Genomic DNA, 20,199 nt, shown 5'->3' with positions numbered 1-20,199 from the left:
GCTTGTGTAGGCCTTATTCCAGCTCAAAGGCTCCAGTGTACAGCTGGTAGTACTTGCCCTTCTGGGCGATGAGTTCGTCGTGGCTGCCTCGCTCGATGATGTGGCCCTGCTCCAGCACCATGATGGCGTTGGAGTTCTTCACGGTGGAGAGGCGGTGGGCGATGACAAACACGGTGCGGCCATACATCAGGGCGTCCATACCCTTTTGGACAATGGCCTCGGTGCGGGTGTCGATGGAGGAGGTGGCCTCGTCCATGATCATGACGGGGGGATCGGCCACGGCGGCCCGGGCGATGGCCAGCAGCTGGCGCTGGCCCTGGGAGAGGTTGGCGCCGTTGCTGGTGAGCATGGTCTGGTAGCCGTGGGGCAGGCGGGTGATGAAGTCGTGGGCGCCTGCCAGCTTGGCGGCGGCGATACACTCTTCGTCGGTGGCCTCCAGCTGACCATAGCGAATGTTGTCCATGACGGTACCGGTGAACAGGTTGGTGTCCTGGAGCACGATACCCAGGGAGCGGCGCAGGTCTGCCTTGCGGATGGTCATGATGTCGATGCCATCGTAGAGGATGCGGCCGTTGTGGATGTCGTAGAAGCGGTTGATGAGGTTGGTGATGGTGGTCTTACCAGCGCCAGTGGCGCCCACGAAGGCCACCTTCTGGCCGGGCTTGGCGAAAAGGGAGATGTCGTGGAGCACAGTCTTCTCGGGCACATAGCCGAAGTCCACGTGCTCAAAGCGCACGTCGCCGGTGAGGCGGGTGTAGTGGAAGGAGCCGTCCTCCTGAGGCACTTTCCAGGCCCAGACGTTGCTGCGGTAGGGCACCTCTTTCAGGGAGCCGTCCTTCTGCTCCTGGACGTTCACCAGAGTTACATTGCCCTGGTCCACCTCGGGCTCCTCGTCCATCAGCTCAAAGATACGCTGTGCACCGGCCATACCCATGACCACCAGGTTGATCTGCTGAGACACCTGGCCAATGGTACCGGTGAACTGACGGGTCATGTTGAGGAAGGGAACGGTGATGCTGATGCTGAAGGCCATGCCGGAAAAGCTCAGGTTGGGGGCATGGGTGATGAGGAGAATGCCGCCCACAATGGCCACCAGGGCATAGATGAAGTTGCCGGTGTTCATGAGGATGGGCATGAGGGTGTTGGCGTAGGTGTTGGCCTGCTTGGAGTCGGACATGAGGGCGTCGTTGAGCCGGTCGAAGTCGGCGCAGGTCTCGGACTCGTGACAGAACACCTTGACCACCTTCTGGCCGTCCATGAGCTCCTCCACGAAACCCTCCACCTTACCCAGGGACTTCTGCTGCCGCTGGAAGAAGGTGGCGGACTTGCCGCCGATGGAGCGGGTGAACTTCACCATCACCAGGGAGCCCAGGAGAATCACCAGGCTCAGCCAGAAGCTGTAGTAGAGCATGATCACCAGCACGGCCAGAATGGTGACGAACATGGACAGTAGCTGAGGGAAGCTCTGGGCTACCATCTGGCGCAGGGTGTCGATGTCGTTGGTGTAGTGGCTCATGATATCGCCGTGGTCGTTGGTGTCAAAGTAGCGCAGGGGCAGGTTCTGCATGCCGTCGAACATCTTCACTCGCAGCTTTTTCAGCAGGCCCTGGGTGATGATGGCCATCAGCTGGGTCCACACGATGGTGGAGATGAGGGCCAGGCCGTACATGGTGGCCAGAATGGCCACCAACCGCAGAATCTGGGGGGCAGCAGCGGCCCAGTCACCGGTCTGCCAGTTGGTCTCGATGACGGCGATGATCTTCTGCATGAACACGGTGGGAAGGCTGCCCACGATGGCACTGAACAGGATACACACCAGAGCCACGGGCATCAGCACCGGGAAAAACTCAAAGAGGGTGCGCAGCAGGCGAACAAAGGTGCCTTTGCGATTGACGGGGACATTAGGCTTCATCTTCCTGACCTCCTTTGTTCTGAGACTCGTAGACTTCCTGGTAGATGGGGCTGCTCTTCAGCAGCTCCTCATGGGTACCCATGGCCACGATGCGGCCGCCGTCCATGATGAGGATGCGGTCTGCCTCCTGCACCGAGGCCACACGCTGGGCCACAATGATTTTGGTGGTGTCGGGGATGAACTCCCGGAAGGCCTTGCGGATGAGGGCGTCGGTCTTGGTGTCCACAGCGGAGGTGGAGTCGTCCAGAATGAGAATCTTGGGCTTTTTCAGCAGGGCCCGGGCAATGCACAGACGCTGCTTCTGGCCGCCGGAGACGTTGACACCGCCTCGCTCCAGGTAGGTGTCGTACTTGTCGGGGAAGAGCTGGATGAACTCGTCGGCCTGAGCCAGACGGCAGGCCTCCATGATCTCCTCGTCGGTGGCGTCGGGGTTGCCCCAGCGCAGGTTCTCCTTGATGGTGCCGGAGAAGAGCACGTTCTTTTGCAGCACCACAGACACGGCGTTGCGCAGGCTATCCAGGTCGTAGTCCCGTACATCCACGCCGCCCACCCGTACGGTACCTTCCGTGGCATCGTACAGACGGGGAATGAGCTGGATGAGGGAGGACTTGGAGGAGCCGGTGCCGCCCAGAATGCCCACGGTCTCGCCGGAGCGAATGTGCAGGTCAATCTGGGACAGGGCGTCCCGCTCGGCGTCGGCGGAGTACTTGAAGTCCACCCCGTCAAAGTCGATGGAGCCGTCCTTGACGTCCATCACAGCGTTGTCGGGGCTGGTGATGGTGCTGCGCTCCTGGAGCACCTCCACAATACGGTGGGCGGACTCAGCGGAGATGGTGATCATCACGAACACCATGGACAGCATCATCAAGCTCACCAGAATCTGAAAGCTGTACACAAACAGGGAGGACAGCTTGCCCACGGTGAGGGCCACGCCCTGGGTGCTGATGATGAAGTAGGCACCCAGCCCCAGGATGAGGCAGGTGGCGGAGTAGAGGCAGAACTGCATCAGGGGGGAGTTAAAGGCCATGATGCGCTCGGCCCGGGTGAAGTCCCGGCACACATCTTCAGCGGCGGTGGAGAACTTCTCCTTCTCAAAGTCCTCCCGGACGTAGCTCTTTACCACCCGCATGGCCTGCACGTTCTCCTGGATGGAGTTGTTCAGGGTGTCGTACTTGCGGAACACCTTGACAAACAGGGGATGTACCTTGCAGATGATAACCGCCAGACCGATGGCCAGCACCGGGATGGTGAACAGGAAGATGAAGGCCATGGAGCCGCCCATGATGTAGGCCATGATAAAGGAAAAGACCAGCATCAGGGGGAAGCGAATAGCGCCCCGGATGATCATCATAAAGGCCATCTGCACATTGGTCACGTCGGTGGTCATACGGGTGACCAGAGAAGAGGTGGAAAAGCGGTCAATGTTGGCAAAGGAGAAGTTCTGAATGTTGTAGAACATATCCCGTCGCAGATTCCGGGCATAGCCGGCGGATGCGGATGCGGCGGTGGTGCCTGCAATCCGTCCAAAGAACAGGGAAAAGCCAGCCAACACCATGAGAATCACACCGTAGCGGACGATGGTGGACAGCTCACAGCCATTTTGGATTTCCAAAACCAGATTGGCGGTGAGGAAGGGGATGATACATTCGATGATGACTTCCAGAGTGACAAACAGGGGGGTCAATAGGGCGTCCCGTTTGTACTCCCGGATGGATTTTGCCAGAAGCCTGATCATACTCCGATTCTCCTTTTCTTAAAAATTTTCGAATGGAAAAAAACACGTAATCCAGTATACACATTTTATAAAAAATAGGAAAGCGTCAACTGTTACAAAAAACTGGAGAAAAATTGAGAACTCATGCGAAAAAACTATGAAAAAAGAGGGCAGCCCGCACTTCTGGTGCGGGCTGCCCAAGCTCTTTGGTTCGAAACATGGAGGAAGGAGATTCTGCAAGTTAGCAATAGCTAACTATGGGACAACTATACCACGTACCGATTAGAGTGTCAAGAGAATTTTTCAGAATCGGAGGAAAAATCCCTGAGCCAGGGGGCAGAGGGTTGAAAAAAGGAGAATGGCATGGTATACTAACCTGTAAATGTGAAAAACTGCCTGTGCCACAGGCAGTGTGGAATCTATAGAACGAAGGGAACGATTTTTTCATGTCCGGACATTCCAAGTGGCATAACATTCAGAAGACCAAGGGCGCGGCAGACGCCAAGCGCTCTCAGACCTTTACCAAGATCGCCCGTGAGCTGATCGTGGCTGTGAAGACCGGCGGCAGCGGCGATCCCAACAACAACTCCCGTCTGGCCACCGTCATTGCCAAGGCCAGAGCGGCCAACATGCCCAACGACAACATCAAGCGCACCATTGAGAAGGCCCTGGGCTCCGGCAACTCCAACGACTACGAGGCCATTACCTATGAGGGATACGGTCCCTGCGGCGTAGCTGTCATCGTGGAGGCCCTCACCGACAACCGTAACCGCACTGCCTCCGAGGTCCGTCACTACTTCGACAAGTTCGGCGGCAACCTGGGTGCCACCGGCTGCGTGTCCTGGTCCTTTGACCAGAAGGGCGTGCTCATCATCGAGCGGGAGGACCTGGACGAGGACGTGGTGATGATGGACGCTCTGGACTGCGGCGCTGCTGACTTCGAGCCCGAAGAGGAGTGCTTCACCATCTACACCGATCCCGACTCCTTCGCCACCGTGGTGGCTGCTATGGAGGAAAAGGGCTACACCTTCGCCTCCGCCAAGGTGGAGATGGTGCCCCAGAACTACGTCACCCTCACCGATCCCAAGGACATCCAGAACATGGAGAAGATGATCGATATCATGGAGGACAACGACGACATTCAGAACATCTACCACAACTGGGAGCAGGAATAAAACCAAACGCCAACGCCCCCTCCGGCATCGCCGGAGGGGGCGTATTTCATTTATTGTTTGCCTAGTTGCTTGTTCTTTTCATAGGCGGCCAGCACGGCCTGAATGGCGGCGTGGCGCAGGCCGTTGGCCTCCAGGGCGGCGACACCGGCAATGGTGGAACCGCCGGGGGAGCACACGGCGTCTTTGAGGGCTCCGGGATGTTGCCCGGACTCCAGCACCATGGCGGCGGCCCCCATCAGCATCTGGGCGGCGTACTCCATGGCCTGCTTCCGGGGCAGACCTACCATGACCCCGCCGTCGGCCAGGGCCTCAAGGAAGGGGTAGACGTAGGCGGGACCGCATCCGGCCACCGAGGTAAAGGCGTCCATGTGGGCCTCGTCCATGAGGTCTACCCGCCCGGAGCGGGCGAGAATTTCCTGCACCGCTTGGATGTGGTGGGGCTGGGCGGAGGGGGCGGCGCACAGAGCGGACATGCCTTGACCGATCTCCACGCAGGTGTTTGGCATCAGTCGGAGCAGGGGGGCGTCCTGGGCTTTGGCCGGAAGGAAGGAGCGAAGAGTGTCCAGAGTTACCCCAGCTGCCACCGAGATGAGCACTTTGGTGGGGCAGCGCTCCAGACTGGGGCCTAGCTCCGCCAACACCCCAGACAAGAGGTGGGGCTTGACGCAGAGAAAGAGGTAATCGGCCTCTTCAAAGGCCTGGACGTTGTCGTGGAAGGCGTGGCAGCCCAGTTCCTGGGCCAAGGCCTCCGCTTTGGCATAGGTGCGGTTAGCCAGATAGACCTGGTCCGGTCCCACGCTGGCACAGGCGGCCCGGGCCAGGGCGGAGCCCATATTTCCGCAGCCGATAAAAGCGACACGAGACATATAAACCCCTCCTTAGGCTTGCCGCAGAGAGCGGTTGATGGCGCAGAGAATGGCCCGCAGGGAGGCCCGGCTGATGTTGTGGCTCTTGCCTACGCCGAACACATCCTGACCGTTGGGGGCCTTCAGGTGGATGTAACACACGGCCTGGGTGTCCGAGCCGGAGGAGATGGCGTGCTCCTTGTAGTCCACAAACTGATAGCCGTCAATGGGGGCCTCAGGCAGGTTGTGCAGGGCGTTGAAGAAGGCGTCGATGGGGCCGTTGCCTTCGCCCCAGACCTCCATGGCGTGGCCCTTGTAGCTCACTTCGCCCACAAACTCCACCTGGCTGGCGTCCCCGTGGCGGGCGTCCTCCTGGAAGCTGTGGCGCTCCAGCTGATAGGTCTTGGGCACGGACAGGTACTCCTGGTCGAAGAGCTGGAAGATCTGCTCGGGCTTGAGCTCCTTGCCCACCCGGTCGGACTCCTTTTGCACCACGGCGCCGAACTCGGCGTGCATGGCACGGGGCAGATCATAGCCGAAGTTCTGCTGCATGACAAAGGCGGCGCCGCCCTTGCCGGACTGGGAATTGATGCGGATGATGGGCTCGTACTCCCGTCCCACGTCGGCGGGGTCGATGGGCAGATAGGGCACCTCCCACATGTCGGTGCCGCTGTCCTGCATGTAGTGGAAGCCCTTGTTGATGGCGTCCTGGTGGCTGCCGGAGAAGGCGGTGAACACCAGCTCGCCCACGTAGGGCTGGCGTTCCCCGATCTTCATCTTGGTGCACCGCTCGTACATGTCCCGGATTTTGTTGATGTTGTGGAAGTCCAGCTTGGGGTCAATGCCCTGGGTCCACATGTTCATGGCCAGGGTGACCATGTCCACGTTGCCGGTGCGCTCGCCGTTGCCGAAGAGGGTGGCCTCCACGCGGTCAGCGCCCGCCAGCAGGCCCAGCTCGGTGGTGGCCACGCCGGTGCCACGGTCGTTGTGGGGATGGAGGGAGATGATGGCCCGCTCCCGGCCGGGCAGGTTGCGAATGAAGTACTCCAGCATGTCGGCAAACTGGTTGGGCATGCAGTTTTCCACGGTGGTGGGCAGGTTCAAAATGACGGGGTTCTCCGCGGTGGCGTGGAGGCGGTCCAGCACGGCGGCGCAGATTTCCACGGCGTAGTCCATCTCGGTGCCCATAAAGGACTCGGGGGAGTACTCAAAGCGCAGGTTGGTTCCACCCTCAATGACGGGCTGAGCCATTTCATAGATGAGGTCGGCGGCGTCAGTGGCGATCTTGGTGATGCCGTCGCAGTCCATACCGAACACCACCTTGCGCTGTAGGGTAGAGGTGGAGTTATAGAAGTGGAGAATCACGTTCTTGGCCCCACGGATGGCCTCAAAGGTGCGGCGGATGAGGTGTTCCCGGGCTTGCACCAGTACCTGAATGGTGACGTCGTCGGGGATGTGGCCGCCCTCGATGAGCTCCCGACAGATCTCATACTCGGTCTCGGAGGCGGAGGGGAAGCCAATCTCAATTTCTTTGACGCCAATGTCCAGCAGGGTGTGGAAGTATTCCAGCTTCTCCTGGAGGTTCATGGGGTCAATGAGGGCCTGGTTTCCGTCCCGCAGGTCCACCGAGCACCAGACAGGAGGCTGGGTCAGCACTTTGTCCGGCCAGGTGCGGTTGGTGATGGGCTGGGGCTGGAAGGGGATATACTTCTGAAAGCCTGGTTTCAAATTCATGGGGAAGTTCCTCCTTTATTCCGATGCGGGGGATGAAAAAAACGCCCCCGACACAAACTGTCAGGGGCGTAAAAATACGCGGTACCACCCTAATTCCGTCCACGGTCACCCGTGGGCGCTCACGGCCTCCAACAAGGCCTCGACCTGTAACGGGATCACCCGTCCGCCCTTACTGCATGGAGGTTCAGGACGGCAGCTCCGGGTCCAGTATACACACAGGGACATCCACCGATTTGCACCACCCATCGGCTCTCTGAAGGATCTCGACTGTGTCTTCTTCCCATCGTCGCCTTTTACTTGGTGATATTTTAGCGGAACAAAGCGTGTTTGTCAAGGAACAAAGGATGGGGAAAAAGAGGGGGAAGAAATTGTGAAAAATGTCTTGACAGAATGGGAACCCTATGGTAAGATAACTCTTGCATTTGGGCTGCAAGCTCCGTCATGGAGAGGTGTCCGAGTGGTTTAAGGAGCTAGTCTTGAAAACTAGTGACTCGAAAGGGCCGTGGGTTCGAATCCCACCCTCTCCGCCAATTTTATATCTTCTTTTTATTCGGTCTGCGGAAGTACCCAAGAGGCCGAAGGGGCTCCCCTGCTAAGGGAGTAGGCGGTCCAAAGCCGCGCGAGGGTTCAAATCCCTCCTTCCGCGCCAGAAATCCCGAACGCAAACGCGTTCGGGATTTCTATTTTCTCTTTACATTACATTTCAAAAAAGAATCCCTGTGACATCCAAGTCACAGGGATATTTTTATTTATAGGATAGGAAATGAAAGGTTGGGTTCTGTCACAGAATCCCCAGCCACTCCGCCACATTGACCCCCAATCCAATGACACACAGCACCAGGGTGGTGATGAGCACCCAGTACAGCCAGCGGCGGAAGAACAGGGCGCGCCGCTGGTCACGCTTGGACGGCTGCTCCATGGGAAACGCTCCTTTCTCTTCTGGGGATTAGTAGGCCACCACCACGCCGCCGTTGTTGGCGTAGAAGGAGCTGATGCCCCGGGTCTCTGTGATGAGCACGTCGGAGACCTCGCAGGTCTTGAGAATCATCATGCGCAGGTATTCCGCCCGCTCCCGGCACAGGCAGTGGGCAATGCACAGCAGCTTGCCCTTGTGATTTTCGTCGGCGGCCACAATGTCCACCAGCTTGTTCAGCGCCTGTTTGATGGACAGGGCCTGGGTGTGCTTCTTGATCTCGCCCTGAGGGGTGGAGCCCATCACCAGCTTCACCCGCAGCGCTCCAGTGACCAGAGACTGCACCCGGGTCAAACGTCCGGCCTTGCGCAGCATGTCCAGGTTTTCCAGCACGAACAGGGTGTTCATCTCGGTGATATACTTTTCCACCTGGGCCACCACTTGGGCAAAGGGCATGCCGGAAGAGGCCAGTTCGGAGATTTTCAGAGCGATGAGGGTTTCTCCAGAGGAGGCAGAGCAGGAGTTAAACACCCGGATGTTGCGCTCGGGGTGCTCCTCCACAAACATCTGGGCGGCCTGCCATGCGCTGTTGTGGGAGCCGGAGAGCAGAGCGGAGAGGGTGACCACATAAATGTCTCCATCCACCGCCTCAAAGGCATCCAGATAGTCCGCCGGAGAGGGACAGGCGGTGTGGGAGGCCTCCTGGCACATGGCCATGGCATCCACCAGGGTCTGAGGTACCAAGGTGTCATCATCCCGGAACTCGTTCTCGCCCACATATATGGTCAGGGGAACACTATGGAAAATGCCGGACCGGAGCAATTCGGGGCTGAGGTCGCAGCAGCTATCGACAATAATTTTAAAACTCATAAACAAAAACCCCTAATATCATTTTTGCAATTAAATTCTAGCAGACCCAATCTGTAAAGTCAAGGAAAGAAGGGGTGGGGAAAGGAAGGATTTACAAATTGGAAATAATCGTATCAAGTGAAATTGTAGAAAAAGTTCCTTGACGGTAGTATCAACTCATAGTAAAATAGTGGGGATATATAAAGAGAGGTGTGATCACTGTGAATCAACTGCTCAATTCGACATCTATTTATCGGGTCGGCTGCTATGATCCCGACATTGACCTGTTTGAAAGCCAGTATGTAGTGCCCCAGGGCGTTACCTACAACTCCTATGTGATCGTGGACGAGAAGGTGGCCATTCTGGACACCGTGGACCCCCGCAAGACCCAGGAGTGGCTGGCCAACCTGGACGAGGTGCTGGGCGATCGTCAGCCCGACTACCTGGTGGTGCATCACATGGAGCCCGACCACGCTGGTAGTGTGGCCCAAGTGGCTCAGCGTTATCCCCAGATGAAGCTCATTGGCAACGCCAAGACCTTTCCCATGCTCAAGCAGTTCACTGGTGTGGATTACACCGACCGGGCTGTGGTGGTCAAGGAGGGCGACGTGGTGGAGCTGGGCGAGCACAGCCTCACCTTCGTTATGGCACCCATGGTGCACTGGCCTGAGGCCATGGTGTCCTATGAGGCCAAGGAGAAGGTGCTGTTCTCCGCCGATGGCTTCGGACGCTTTGGCGATGGCAACCCCGAGACTGAGTGGGTGGAAGAGGCCCGCCGCTACTATCTGAACATCGTGGGCAAGTTTGGCCCCCAGGTGCAGGCCCTGCTGAAGAAGGCCGCCGGTCTGGACATCGCCGTGGTGGCTCCCCTCCATGGTCCTGTGCTCACCGGAGACGCCATCGGCCTGGCTCTGGAGAAGTACACCCAGTGGAGCACCTATCAGCCCGAGGAGAAGGGCGTGCTGGTGGCTTATGCCTCCATCCACGGCAACACCGCCAAGGCCGCTCTGGAGCTGGTGGAGATGCTGAAAGCTGAGGGTGTGAAGGTGGAAGCCATCGACCTGACCCGTGAGGATTGGGCCAAGGCTGTGGCCAAGGCCTTCCAGTACACCAACCTGGTGCTGGCTGCTGCTACCTATGACAACTTCGTCTTCACTCCCATGGCTACCTTCCTCTATCGCCTGAAGACCAAGGCCTTCCAGAACCGCACCGTGGCTCTGGTGGAGAACGGCACTTGGGCTCCTCTGGCCGCCAAGGAGATGCGGGCCGCTCTGGACCAGCTGAAGAACATCACCGTGATGGACCAGGTGGTCACCATCCGTTCCGCTCTGGATGACACCAGCCGCGCTGCTCTGGGTGAGCTGGCCAAGGCGGTCAAGGCCACTCTGGACTAATCTCAATCACGTCAGAAAAGGGGCAAGCCCGGTGCTTGCCCTTTTTTTGCACCAAAGGAGCGTATTTTGTGAAGAAACTGTTTGAAGGGACCTTTGTCCGCTTTTTGATGGTGGGCGTTCTCAATACGGCGGTGGGGTTCGGGGTGATGTTCGCCCTGTACAACCTGGCCGGACTGCACACCTGGGGAGACCTGGGCTACTGGCTGTCCTCGGCCGCCAACTACATTGTGGGCAGCGTGGTCAGCTACTTCCTCAATAAACACTTTACCTTCCGCAATGCCGAGCGAGGCTGGAAGGTGGTGGGCCGATTTGTGCTGAGCATTGCTGTGTGCTGGGTGCTGGCCTATGGCATTGCCAAGCCTGCGGTGGCAGTGGTCCTGTCCGGTATGCCGCTGAGCCAGCAGATGCAGGGCAACCTGACCATGCTGGTGGGCGCAGGCCTGTTCGTGGTGCTCAACTACGCCGGACAGCGGTTCTTTGCCTTCCGCAGCACCGAGAAGAACCAGTAAGAAAACCAGAGGAGGGAATGGAACATGGAACTGCGGGTGGGCATCTGTGACGACAGCCAGACCGACGCCGCCTATGTGGAGACCTTTCTGTCTGCCTGGGCCCAGGAGCGGGACCTTGCCCTCCATGTGGAGCGGTTCCCGTCGGCAGAGAGCTTTTTGTTCCGCTACGCTGAGGAAAAGCGGTTCGACCTCCTCCTCTTGGATATTGAGATGGGCCAGTTGGACGGAGTGACCATGGCCAAGGAGATTCGCCGGGACAATCAGGACGTCCAGATCGTCTTTATCACCGGGTACTCCGACTATATCGCCGAAGGGTACGAGGTGGCAGCCCTCCACTACCTGCTCAAACCTGTAAACGGGGACAAGCTGCGGGCGGTACTGGACCGGGCGGTGGACAAGGTACGCCGCCGGGAGCGGGCGCTGACCCTGGAGCAGGGGGGCGAGATGGTGCGCATTCCCCTGGGGGAGATTCGCTACCTGGAGGTGTGCCGCAACTATGTGACGGTACACGCCAAGGGAGACTATACCACCAAGTCCACCCTCAGCCGCCTGGAGGAGGCCCTGGACGGGCGGTTCCACCGCCTGGGCCGCTCCATGGTGGTGAATCTGGAGGTGGTGCGCCGGGTGACCAAAACCCAGGTGGTACTCTCCGACGGCAGCGTGCTGCCCTTGCCCCGGGGCGCCTATGAGGGGCTGAACCGGGCCATCATCGCCCACAGTTGAGGAGGTCACCATGGGTTTTCTATCCAAACGGGTGAATGAGAAGATGGAGAACTACCAGCGGGAGCTGCTGGACACCCACTACCAAGAGGTGGAGAACATGTACCGGCAGATGCGGGGCTGGCGGCACGACTACCGCAACCACATCCAGACCATGAAGGCCTACGCCGCCCAGGGGGATTTGGAGGCCATCCGGTCCTATCTGGATCTGCTGGACACGGACCTGAACACCGTGGACACGGTGGTGAAGACGGGTAACGCCATGGCAGACGCCATTTTGAACAGTAAGATTTCTCTGGCCAAGGCCCGGGACATCCCAGTGCATGTGGACGCCCACATCCCGGTGAAACTCACCATGTCCGAGCTGGACCTGTGCGTCATCCTGGGCAACCTCTTTGACAACGCCATGGAGGCCAGCCTGGCTCTGCCCCCCCAGGAGCGGCTCATCCGGGTGTATATGGACATGAAGGGCACCCAGCTCTACATCTCCTTTACCAACTTCACTGCCACGGGCAAGCTTTCCAAGGTGGGCAAGGGCTTTCGCACCACCAAGGGGGAGGGCCACGGCTTCGGATTGGTGCGCATGGATGACATTGTGGAGCGCCTGGACGGCTACCTCAGCCGCAACAGTGAGGCGGGGGCCTTTACCACCGAGATTTTAATTCCACAGCTGTGAGGTGCAATTCAGCACCCCAGATTTGCCGTTCGTCCCCGGATCACTCCGGGGGCGAATTTTTGTGATAGGGTACCAGTGAGGTGAGAACATGAAGGAGAAGAAGAAAAAGCCCACATACAATATGTGGCAGAATACCGCCTACTTTGTCAAGGCGGCGTGGGACAACTGCCCCTCGGTATTGCTCATCTGCCTGCTGTTGGCGGTGGCCACCGCCGGGGCTACCATAGTGGAAATGCTCTTTGTCCCCGTGGTGCTGGGCCAGGTGGAGGGGCATGTGCCGCTTTCTCAGCTGCTGGCCACCATCGGGGTGTTTACCCTGGCCCTGTTGCTGCTGTGGGGTGGAAAGAGCTACTTCAACACCAATGCTGTCTTTGGTAGAGTGGAGGTACGGGAGGTCATTGTGGGTAGGGTTTCCCGTAAGGTGACGGGAACGTCCTATGTAAACCTATTGGACACCAAATTCAGACAGTATGAAAATTTGGCCTATCGCACCACTGACGGCAATGCGGATGCAGCGGAGGCCATCTGGACTACCTGGACGGATATTTTGACCAATGTGCTGGGGTTTGTGGTGTATCTGCTGTTGCTCTCAGGTCTCAACGGCTGGATGGTGACTCTGGTGGTGCTCACCACAGCAGTGGGATTTATGGTCAGCCAGCACTTGGAGGGCTGGGGCTATCGCCACCGGGAGGAGCGGGCGGCCAGCCTGAAAACCATTAATTATGCCAAAGATGTGGCAACCAAGCGGGAATATGCCCAGGATATTCGGATATTCGGCTTGCGACCCTGGCTGGACGAGGTGTGGGGAAGTGCCATGCGCGCCTACCAGGCCTTTTTGACCCGGCGGGAGCGGGTGTACTTTTTGGTCTATGTGGTGGATGCTTTGCTCACCCTGCTGCGCAACGGGGGGGCCTATGCTTATCTCATCTGGCTGACCTTGACCCAGGGACTGCCCGCCTCCCAGTTCTTGTTGTACTTTGCTGCCATCAGCGGTTTTACTCAGTGGGTGAAGGGCATTATGGAGCAGTTCTCCACCCTCCATCGCCAGAGTCTGGAGCTGTCCACCCTGCGGGAGTTTTTGGAGTGGCCAGAGCCCTTTGCATTTGAGGAGGGAGCGCCGCTGCCCCAAGGTTTGAAGGAGTGCGAGATTCTGCTGGACCATGTGTCCTACCGCTATCCCGGGGCCGAGAAGGACACCATCACCGACCTGTCTTTTACTCTTCATCCCGGGGAAAAGGTGGCCATTGTGGGCCTCAATGGAGCGGGTAAGACCACCTTGGTCAAGCTGCTGTGCGGCTTCCTGGACCCCACCCAGGGGAGTGTTCGCCTCAACGGGGTGGACATCCGCACCTACAACCGCAGAGAATACTACCACCTGTTTTCTGCGGTGTTCCAGGAGTTTTCTGTGCTGGACACCAGCGTGGCGGTGAATGTGGCCCAGCGTGTGGAGGACATCGACCGGGAGCGGGTGGCGAAGTGCCTGGAGCAGGCGGGGCTGACCCAGGCGGTGGAAGCTCTGCCCCGGGGGATGGACACCCCCGTGACCCGCAATGTCTTTGAAGATGGGGTGGAGCTGTCCGGAGGACAGATGCAGCGGCTGATGCTGGCCCGGGCCCTGTACCGGGACGCCCCGGTGGTGGTGCTGGACGAGCCCACGGCAGCTTTGGACCCCCTGGCCGAGCACGACATCTACATGAAATACAATTCCATGACTCAAGGGAAAAGCTCCCTGTTCATCTCCCACCGTCTGGCCTCCACCCGGTTCTGTGATCGTATTTTGTATATGGAACAGGGGCGCATTGCAGAGGAGGGCACCCATCAGTCCCTGCTGGATTTGGGCGGCGGGTACGCCAGACTCTTTGAGGTGCAGAGCCGATATTACCAGGAAGGAGGGGAGTTTTGATGGAGAAAAATAAGTCTTGGGGAGAAAGCCTGCGCCTGACCCTGCGAGGGTGGCGCATCTGGTGGAAGCTGCGCCCCACACTCCTGGTATCCATGGCTCTGTCGTCGGTGGTCAAGGCGGTGACTCCGTATACCACCATTTATTTTTCCGCCCGCATCATCGGAGAGCTGTCCCAAGGACGGGACCCTCAGGTGTTGACATGGTGGGTGGGCCTATTGTTGGGCGTTACCGCTGGCTTGTTACTTCTGGGAGGGGCCCTTTCTCGTTGGGTCACTTGGGAGAAGGAGCAGGCCTATGTCTGGGATGATAAGCTGAATATGGATAAGATGATGGACCTGGACTATGCCCTTATTCAGAAAAAAGAAATTTACGATTTGTACGAGCAAGTTTGGCAGAATTTCCGCTGGGGCGGATGGGGCATGTGCAACCTTCTAAAATATTTCTCCGATGGCCTGACCTATGCCTTGCAGGTTGTGGTGGGGGCTATATTGTCGGTGGGATTGGTGGCCCGACAAATTCCCACCACCCACAATCTGGCGTTTTTGAATCATCCTCTGTGCTTGGTGGCCATGGTGGCGGCGATGCTGGGGGTGGCCTTCCTCTCTCCGGTGTGTGCCAACCGCAGCAATGCCTACTGGGGTATGAATGGAGAGGAAATGCGGCTGGGGAACCGCATCTTTTCTCGATTTGGCTTTGACTGTAATCACTCCAGACGATCTCTGGATATGCGTATCTATGAGCAACAGCCCAACGTGTGCCAGGTTTATCTTTTGCAGCATGGCACCTTCTCTACGGATTCCCAAATGGCTCGGTGGGGCAGAGGACCCATGGGACTATGGGCGGCAGCTGGCAAGGGCATTTCCGCCCTGCTCACCGGTGTAGTCTACCTGTATGTGTGCCTGAAAGCCTGGGCGGGTGCCTTTGGGGTAGACGGTATCACCCAGTATGTGGGTGCCGTAACGACGTTGTTTGCCGGAGTGGCTGGCCTGATGGAGACCTTGGGGGAACTCCAGTGCAACGCCCGGTATCTGTCGGTAAGTCTGGAATTCCTAGATGTGGAAAACCAGATGTACCAGGGCTCTCTCACCACAGAAAAACGCTCCGACCGCAACTATCAGGTGGAGTTCCGGGACGTGTCTTTCCGCTACCCGGACAGTGAGGCCTGGGCCCTGCGCCATGTGAACCTGAAATTCCAGGTGGGCAGCCGCCTGGCCGTGGTGGGGGAGAATGGCAGCGGCAAGTCCACCTTCATCAAGCTCCTGTGCCGTCTCTACGACCCCACTGAGGGAGAAATCCTGTTAAACGGCATCGACATCCGCAAATACCAGTACCCCGACTATATCGCCCTGTTCTCAGTGGTATTCCAGGACTTCCACCTGCTGGCTCTGCCCTTGGGGCAGAATGTGGCGGGACGCACCCAGTACGACCGGGAGCGGGTGGCCCAGTGCCTCACCCAGGCGGGGGTCATGGACCGGGTAGAGAAGATGGACCAGGGATTGGACACCTATCTCTACAAGGACCTGGAGAAGAAGGGGGTGGAGGTCTCCGGAGGCGAGGCCCAAAAGATCGCCATTGCCCGGGCCCTTTACAAGGATGCACCCTTTATCATCCTGGACGAACCCACCGCCGCCCTGGACCCCATTGCGGAGGCGGAGGTGTACTCCAAGTTCGACCAGATCGCCGGGGATAAGACGGCGGTGTATATCAGCCACCGTCTCTCCTCCTGCAAGTTCTGCGACGACATCGTGGTCTTTGACCACGGCCACATCGTCCAGCAGGGCAGCCACCAGCATCTGGTGGAGGCAGAGGGCATGTACGCCCAGCTGTGGCAGGCCCAAGCCCAGTATTATCAAAAACAAGAGCAATGAGGAAAGCCCCCGGACAGCACGTCCGGGGGCTTTGCACAAAATCATGGTGTGAGCGTATATACCAGCTTGCCCTTGGCTTTGGCGTACCGTACCGTGTTTCCGGTTCCGCTGGGAGTTCCGTTCCATACGGCAATGACCAATCCGCTGCGGTCGATCATGTATTGATTGCGGCGTTGGAAACAATCCTGACTGTACTGGGATTGGAGCAAAGTGACCTGGTTACACCGCTGGAGGATGGAGCGATATCGGCGGCGGCTCTCATAAGGCCAGTGGCTGGCCTGGTCCCGGCAGGGCAGAACGCACTCCAGAGAGATGGAGTAGTCCCGTTGCAGTTCCAGCACCATCTCAGCGGCCCAGGTGTCCACCCCTTGGGCCATACCGGACAAAAAATAGTGGATGTCGTGGTCATGGATGGCGCATAGGATTTCTCCTTTGAGTCGGTGTTTCAGGTTGACGCATCGGGGGTCCTCTTCGTTGTAGCCCCATGGGAAGGACTGGGGACGGTGACCTGTGAAACAGCATGTGTATTTAAGCATATGTACTACCCCTCTTTGTACTGCATAATGATATATCACTAATATAACATAATTTTTGAAATTAGTGAAGTATCACTAATGATAAAACTCCGAATGACATATCATAGACGGGACGATATGTCACTGAGGAGAGTTGTATGGACACACGGGAAGTGATTGTTTTTCGGATTCGCCAGTTGTGCAAGGAGCGTGATATTACGCCCAATGGTTTGAGCAACTTGGCGGGAGTTTCTCAGGCGACCGTGAAAAGCATTCTAAATGGGGAAAGCAAGAATCCTGGAACTGTTACCATCAAAAAGCTGTGTGATGGTTTAGACATTACTTTGGGCGAGTTTTTCTCCACGCCGGAATTTGATGCCTTGGAGCAAGAAATTAAATAAAAGGCCGCAGGCTGTGCCCAGTCCAAGAGCACAGCCTGCGGTCTTTTGCGTATAGAACATTTGTATGAGATACCTTGTGTAGAAAGGGAGAGTCTGATAAAATAGTGGAAACCATGGAGAGACGAGGAGGGATGGTTATGCAATCCACCGCTGTGTTTCGCAGAGCACAGGAGGAAGACGCTACGGTCATAGCCAAACTGCGTCAAGAAATTTGGGCTACCACATACCGGGGCATCTATCCTGACGACATGATCGACCAATTTGACTATGCATGGCATACCCAAAAGGATGCCCAGCGTATTAAAAGCCCGGCTTATGCGGTTTATCTCATAGCACTTGAAGACCATCCCATTGGCTATATCACCCTGCGCATATCTGAGCCTACCCACTTACTCTCCCTATACCTTCGGCAGGAGTACCAACAGCAGGGAATAGGACGCCGTGCATTTGCCTTTATCCGAGAGGTATTTCAGACACTGGGAGTCTCTACCTTCACTTGTGCATGCCAGCCGGACAATGTGCATGCCATGACCTTTTATCATCGCTGTGGGGGTCGTGTGGTGGGGGAGGACCTGAGCAATGAGGAGAGCTGGCAGAATTCTGTGACCTTTCGATTTCGTGTAGAAGACTGAGGAGTACCGCACCATGAACACACCCATTGAGATTGGCAGGGACAAGAGAAAAACAGGCCCCGTGATACGAAGCATCCGCACTATGGACGAGTGCATGGAATTTGCCAGGGGCTTTCATGGGGATGCCCATTTTTCAGACCCCATGCTCTCCAATGAGGAACAATTCCAAACAAACCTGGTTCAGTGTGTGGAACATCCAGATCAGCACTGCGCCCTAGGCGTGTATCTGGGGGAGCAATTGATTGGCTTGTTCACATTTCTGGTTTTGCCCGAGGAGCGATATTTGGAGATGCTTGTGGGTCTGTCCCGTGATCGCCGTGCCTATGCAGAGATGTTCCGCTATTTGGAGCGTCACTATCCGGGTTACAGCGCCGACTTTGTCTTTAATCCTCGAAATCATCTGTTCTGCTATCAGCTGGGGTATCTCCGCAAGGGTATGTTAAGTTTGGGGCAAATGAGGGCGGATGGGGAACTGACGCGAGAGCAATACCAAAACCTATACGCCTATACGCTCAGACTGCCGCAGAGCGGGAGAAGCTCCAAGGACAGCTGGAACATGCGTCGGTTGAAGGTGGGGGAGCACCTAAGTTAGATCTGACTCAGATCAAAAAGAAGCTCGCTCAAGTGGTGGATGTATCAACGCCAAAGATTTCCGACGAGCTGGTGGAAGAGTTTGTAGAGGTGGTGACACCGGTGGAGGACTACCACTATCGCTGGAAGCTGAATTTTGGAGAAATCCAGGAGCGAGGACGTTATGACTTTCTCCATCCAGAATCCCCTCCGGTGCTGTCTTTTACCATCGATTTTGAGATGGCTCGACAATATCGCAAGGAAAATGAGCTTCCACCCCAGTTCCGCAGAAGTAGTTGGAACGATTTGTTTGTTGAAGTGTACCTATGATTGAGAAAAAGGCAAAAGAACAGACGCACTGCCATAGGGCAATGCGCCTGTTCGCGCGGATATGATAAAGAGTAGTGTTATATGCTTACTTGTCCATTGCACGGGGTTGTCTAATAGCCGCCTGTGCCGCAGCCAGCCGGGCAATAGGCACCCGGAAGGGGGAGCAAGACACATAGTCCAGACCCACGTTGTGGAAGAACTGCACCGAGGAGGCCTCGCCGCCGTGCTCGCCGCACACGCCCAGCTTCAGACCGGGCTTGGTCTTGCGGCCCAGAGTGGCAGCCATCTCCACCAGGCGGCCAACACCAACTTGATCCAGGCGCTGGAAGGGATCGAACTCGTAAATCTTCTTGTCGTAGTAGGACTCCAGGAACTTTCCGGCGTCGTCACGGGAGAAGCCGAAGGTCATCTGGGTCAGGTCGTTGGTACCGAAGGAGAAGAAGTCGGCCTCCTTGGCGATCTCGTCGGCAGTGAGGGCGGCTCTGGGGATCTCGATCATGGTGCCCACCTTGTACTCCAGGTTGGTGCCGGACTCACGGATGAGCTGGTCGGCGGTCTCCACCACGACGCTCTTGACGTAGGCAAGCTCCTTGACCTCGCCCACCAGGGGGATCATAATCTCAGGCACGATGGTCCATTCGGGATGTCTGGCCTGGACGTTCAGAGCGGCCTTGATGACGGCGCGGGTCTGCATCCGGGCGATCTCAGGATAGGTGACAGCCAGACGGCAGCCACGGTGACCCATCATGGGGTTGAACTCGTGGAGGCTGGCGATGATGGCTTTGACGTCGGCCACGCTCATGAACATGGCGTTGGCCAGCTGCTGGATGTCCGGCTCGTCGGTGGGGACGAACTCGTGGAGGGGGGGATCCAGGAAGCGGATGGTGATGGGGTTGCCCTCCATGGCCTCGTACATGGCCTCAAAGTCGCCCTGCTGCATGGGCTCCAGCTTGGCCAGAGCCTTTTCCCGCTGCTCGGTGGTGTCCGAGCAGATCATTTCCCGGATGGCCAAGATGCGCTCACCCTCAAAGAACATGTGCTCGGTACGGCACAGGCCGATGCCCTGGGCGCCAAACTTCATGGCCTGACGGGCGTCTCTGGGGTTGTCGGCGTTGGTGCGCACCTGTAGACTGCGATACTTGTCGGCCCATGCCATAATGCGCCCGAACTCGCCGCCGATGGAGGCGTCCACAGTGGGCAGAGGCTGGCCGTAGATGTTACCGGTGGAGCCGTCCAGGCTCAGCCAGTCGCCTTCCTTGTAGACACGGCCAGCCAGTTCAAACTGACGATTGGCCTCGTCCATCTTAATGGCGCCACAGCCAGAGACGCAGCAGGTGCCCATGCCACGGGCCACCACGGCGGCGTGGGAGGTCATGCCGCCACGGACGGTGAGAATGCCCTGGGAGGCGGCCATGCCTTCGATGTCCTCGGGGCTGGTCTCCAGACGGACCAAAATCACGGGCTCACCACGGTTGGCCCACTCCTTGGCGTCCTCGGCGGTAAATACGATACGGCCACAGGCGGTGCGCCCCTGTAGAC

Annotated in this window: 19 protein-coding genes, 2 tRNA genes and 1 other annotated feature; of the genes, 13 read left to right on the top strand and 8 right to left on the bottom strand. The window is 57.7% G+C overall.

Annotated features, from left to right (window positions below):
• Positions 1–13: 13 nt before the first annotated feature.
• Positions 14–1,912, bottom strand: a complete 1,899-nt coding sequence (locus E0L15_RS09805) for an ABC transporter ATP-binding protein (RefSeq protein WP_087369236.1) — start codon at positions 1,910–1,912, stop codon at positions 14–16.
• Complete coding sequence (locus tag E0L15_RS09800; protein WP_168125447.1) at positions 1,902–3,647, bottom strand: ABC transporter ATP-binding protein; 1,746 nt, start codon at positions 3,645–3,647, stop codon at positions 1,902–1,904. Before E0L15_RS09800 ends, E0L15_RS09805 begins: the two co-directional genes overlap by 11 nt.
• 425 nt (positions 3,648–4,072) lie before the next feature.
• Here E0L15_RS09800 and E0L15_RS09795 point away from each other — a divergent pair, with 425 nt between their 5' ends.
• Complete coding sequence (locus E0L15_RS09795; RefSeq protein WP_168125446.1) at positions 4,073–4,801, top strand: YebC/PmpR family DNA-binding transcriptional regulator; 729 nt, start codon at positions 4,073–4,075, stop codon at positions 4,799–4,801.
• A 50-nt stretch (positions 4,802–4,851) separates the two neighbouring features.
• Here E0L15_RS09795 and proC read toward each other — a convergent pair whose 3' ends face one another.
• On the bottom strand, positions 4,852–5,667 hold the full coding sequence (gene proC / locus E0L15_RS09790; protein ID WP_168125445.1) for a pyrroline-5-carboxylate reductase: 816 nt from the start codon (positions 5,665–5,667) through the stop codon (positions 4,852–4,854).
• A gap of 12 nt (positions 5,668–5,679) precedes the next feature.
• Complete coding sequence (gene leuA, locus E0L15_RS09785; RefSeq protein WP_206020614.1) at positions 5,680–7,380, bottom strand: 2-isopropylmalate synthase; 1,701 nt, start codon at positions 7,378–7,380, stop codon at positions 5,680–5,682.
• A 59-nt stretch (positions 7,381–7,439) separates the two neighbouring features.
• Positions 7,440–7,676 (bottom strand) — a binding site (T-box leader).
• 147 nt (positions 7,677–7,823) lie between these two features.
• Between leuA and E0L15_RS09780 the strand changes: the two genes are divergently transcribed.
• A tRNA-Ser gene (locus E0L15_RS09780) sits at positions 7,824–7,910 on the top strand.
• Between the two features lie 27 nt (positions 7,911–7,937).
• Positions 7,938–8,029, top strand: a tRNA-Ser gene (locus tag E0L15_RS09775).
• A gap of 132 nt (positions 8,030–8,161) precedes the next feature.
• On the opposite strand, the gene E0L15_RS09770 is transcribed toward E0L15_RS09775, so the two are convergent.
• Entirely contained in the window at positions 8,162–8,299 is a 138-nt protein-coding gene (locus tag E0L15_RS09770) for a hypothetical protein (RefSeq protein WP_168125444.1), read from the bottom strand.
• A gap of 27 nt (positions 8,300–8,326) precedes the next feature.
• A complete protein-coding gene (locus tag E0L15_RS09765; RefSeq protein ID WP_087369233.1) occupies positions 8,327–9,163 on the bottom strand; it encodes a DegV family protein in 837 nt (278 codons plus the stop codon).
• Between the two features lie 200 nt (positions 9,164–9,363).
• Here E0L15_RS09765 and E0L15_RS09760 point away from each other — a divergent pair, with 200 nt between their 5' ends.
• From E0L15_RS09760 to E0L15_RS09735, 6 genes are all read left to right on the top strand, one after another.
• Positions 9,364–10,536, top strand: coding sequence for an FprA family A-type flavoprotein (locus tag E0L15_RS09760; protein WP_168125443.1), 1,173 nt, complete (start codon positions 9,364–9,366; stop codon positions 10,534–10,536).
• Positions 10,537–10,604: 68 nt separating this feature from the next.
• A complete protein-coding gene (locus tag E0L15_RS09755) occupies positions 10,605–11,045 on the top strand; it encodes a GtrA family protein (protein WP_343219378.1) in 441 nt (146 codons plus the stop codon).
• Between the two features lie 24 nt (positions 11,046–11,069).
• A complete protein-coding gene (locus tag E0L15_RS09750) occupies positions 11,070–11,768 on the top strand; it encodes a LytTR family DNA-binding domain-containing protein (RefSeq protein WP_168125442.1) in 699 nt (232 codons plus the stop codon).
• Between the two features lie 10 nt (positions 11,769–11,778).
• Positions 11,779–12,441 carry an ATP-binding protein gene (locus tag E0L15_RS09745; protein ID WP_168125441.1) on the top strand — a complete coding sequence of 221 codons (663 nt, stop codon included), beginning with the start codon at positions 11,779–11,781 and terminating at the stop codon, positions 12,439–12,441.
• 88 nt (positions 12,442–12,529) lie between these two features.
• Positions 12,530–14,344, top strand: coding sequence for an ABC transporter ATP-binding protein (locus tag E0L15_RS09740; RefSeq protein ID WP_168125440.1), 1,815 nt, complete (start codon positions 12,530–12,532; stop codon positions 14,342–14,344).
• The gene (locus tag E0L15_RS09735; RefSeq protein ID WP_168125439.1) at positions 14,344–16,212 is read left to right on the top strand and encodes an ABC transporter ATP-binding protein; all 1,869 of its coding nucleotides are present in this window, start codon (positions 14,344–14,346) and stop codon (positions 16,210–16,212) included. Before E0L15_RS09740 ends, E0L15_RS09735 begins: the two co-directional genes overlap by 1 nt.
• A gap of 41 nt (positions 16,213–16,253) precedes the next feature.
• On the opposite strand, the gene E0L15_RS09730 is transcribed toward E0L15_RS09735, so the two are convergent.
• Complete coding sequence (locus E0L15_RS09730) at positions 16,254–16,748, bottom strand: SLOG family protein (protein ID WP_168125438.1); 495 nt, start codon at positions 16,746–16,748, stop codon at positions 16,254–16,256.
• Positions 16,749–16,885: 137 nt separating this feature from the next.
• Between E0L15_RS09730 and E0L15_RS09725 the strand changes: the two genes are divergently transcribed.
• From E0L15_RS09725 to E0L15_RS09710, 4 genes are all read left to right on the top strand, one after another.
• Positions 16,886–17,128: a helix-turn-helix transcriptional regulator gene (locus E0L15_RS09725; RefSeq protein WP_168125437.1), complete on the top strand. Its 243-nt coding sequence runs from the start codon at positions 16,886–16,888 to the stop codon at positions 17,126–17,128.
• A gap of 137 nt (positions 17,129–17,265) precedes the next feature.
• Positions 17,266–17,760: a GNAT family N-acetyltransferase gene (locus tag E0L15_RS09720; protein WP_168125436.1), complete on the top strand. Its 495-nt coding sequence runs from the start codon at positions 17,266–17,268 to the stop codon at positions 17,758–17,760.
• Positions 17,761–17,773: 13 nt separating this feature from the next.
• Entirely contained in the window at positions 17,774–18,352 is a 579-nt protein-coding gene (locus tag E0L15_RS09715; protein WP_168125435.1) for a hypothetical protein, read from the top strand.
• A gap of 32 nt (positions 18,353–18,384) precedes the next feature.
• A complete protein-coding gene (locus E0L15_RS09710; RefSeq protein ID WP_168125434.1) occupies positions 18,385–18,660 on the top strand; it encodes a hypothetical protein in 276 nt (91 codons plus the stop codon).
• An 85-nt stretch (positions 18,661–18,745) separates the two neighbouring features.
• On the opposite strand, the gene E0L15_RS09705 is transcribed toward E0L15_RS09710, so the two are convergent.
• A partial coding sequence (locus E0L15_RS09705; RefSeq protein ID WP_168125433.1) for a putative PEP-binding protein occupies positions 18,746–20,199 on the bottom strand: 1,454 nt, incomplete at its 5' end.

Origin of the sequence: Pseudoflavonifractor sp. SW1122, assembly GCF_012027765.1 — a bacterium.
In the GTDB taxonomy this organism is placed as follows: domain Bacteria; phylum Bacillota; class Clostridia; order Oscillospirales; family Oscillospiraceae; genus Enterenecus; species Enterenecus faecium.
Note: the sequence above shows the minus strand (reverse complement) of the source record. Positions and strands in the feature narration are given on the sequence as shown.

Bases quoted from the DNA above. Each gene is read 5' to 3' on its own strand.
- E0L15_RS09805 (WP_087369236.1), bottom strand. From the start codon at position 1,912: ATGAAGCCTAATGTCCCCGTCAATCGCAAAGGCACCTTTGTTCGCCTG.
- E0L15_RS09795 (WP_168125446.1), top strand. From the start codon at position 4,073: ATGTCCGGACATTCCAAGTGGCATAACATTCAGAAGACCAAGGGCGCG.
- E0L15_RS09735 (WP_168125439.1), top strand. From the start codon at position 14,344: ATGGAGAAAAATAAGTCTTGGGGAGAAAGCCTGCGCCTGACCCTGCGA.
- E0L15_RS09750 (WP_168125442.1), top strand. From the start codon at position 11,070: ATGGAACTGCGGGTGGGCATCTGTGACGACAGCCAGACCGACGCCGCC.
- E0L15_RS09740 (WP_168125440.1), top strand. From the start codon at position 12,530: ATGAAGGAGAAGAAGAAAAAGCCCACATACAATATGTGGCAGAATACC.
- E0L15_RS09720 (WP_168125436.1), top strand. From the start codon at position 17,266: ATGCAATCCACCGCTGTGTTTCGCAGAGCACAGGAGGAAGACGCTACG.
- E0L15_RS09745 (WP_168125441.1), top strand. From the start codon at position 11,779: ATGGGTTTTCTATCCAAACGGGTGAATGAGAAGATGGAGAACTACCAG.
- proC (WP_168125445.1), bottom strand. From the start codon at position 5,667: ATGTCTCGTGTCGCTTTTATCGGCTGCGGAAATATGGGCTCCGCCCTG.
- E0L15_RS09765 (WP_087369233.1), bottom strand. From the start codon at position 9,163: ATGAGTTTTAAAATTATTGTCGATAGCTGCTGCGACCTCAGCCCCGAA.
- E0L15_RS09770 (WP_168125444.1), bottom strand. From the start codon at position 8,299: ATGGAGCAGCCGTCCAAGCGTGACCAGCGGCGCGCCCTGTTCTTCCGC.
- E0L15_RS09725 (WP_168125437.1), top strand. From the start codon at position 16,886: ATGGACACACGGGAAGTGATTGTTTTTCGGATTCGCCAGTTGTGCAAG.
- E0L15_RS09715 (WP_168125435.1), top strand. From the start codon at position 17,774: ATGAACACACCCATTGAGATTGGCAGGGACAAGAGAAAAACAGGCCCC.
- E0L15_RS09730 (WP_168125438.1), bottom strand. From the start codon at position 16,748: ATGCTTAAATACACATGCTGTTTCACAGGTCACCGTCCCCAGTCCTTC.
- leuA (WP_206020614.1), bottom strand. From the start codon at position 7,380: ATGAATTTGAAACCAGGCTTTCAGAAGTATATCCCCTTCCAGCCCCAG.
- E0L15_RS09800 (WP_168125447.1), bottom strand. From the start codon at position 3,647: ATGATCAGGCTTCTGGCAAAATCCATCCGGGAGTACAAACGGGACGCC.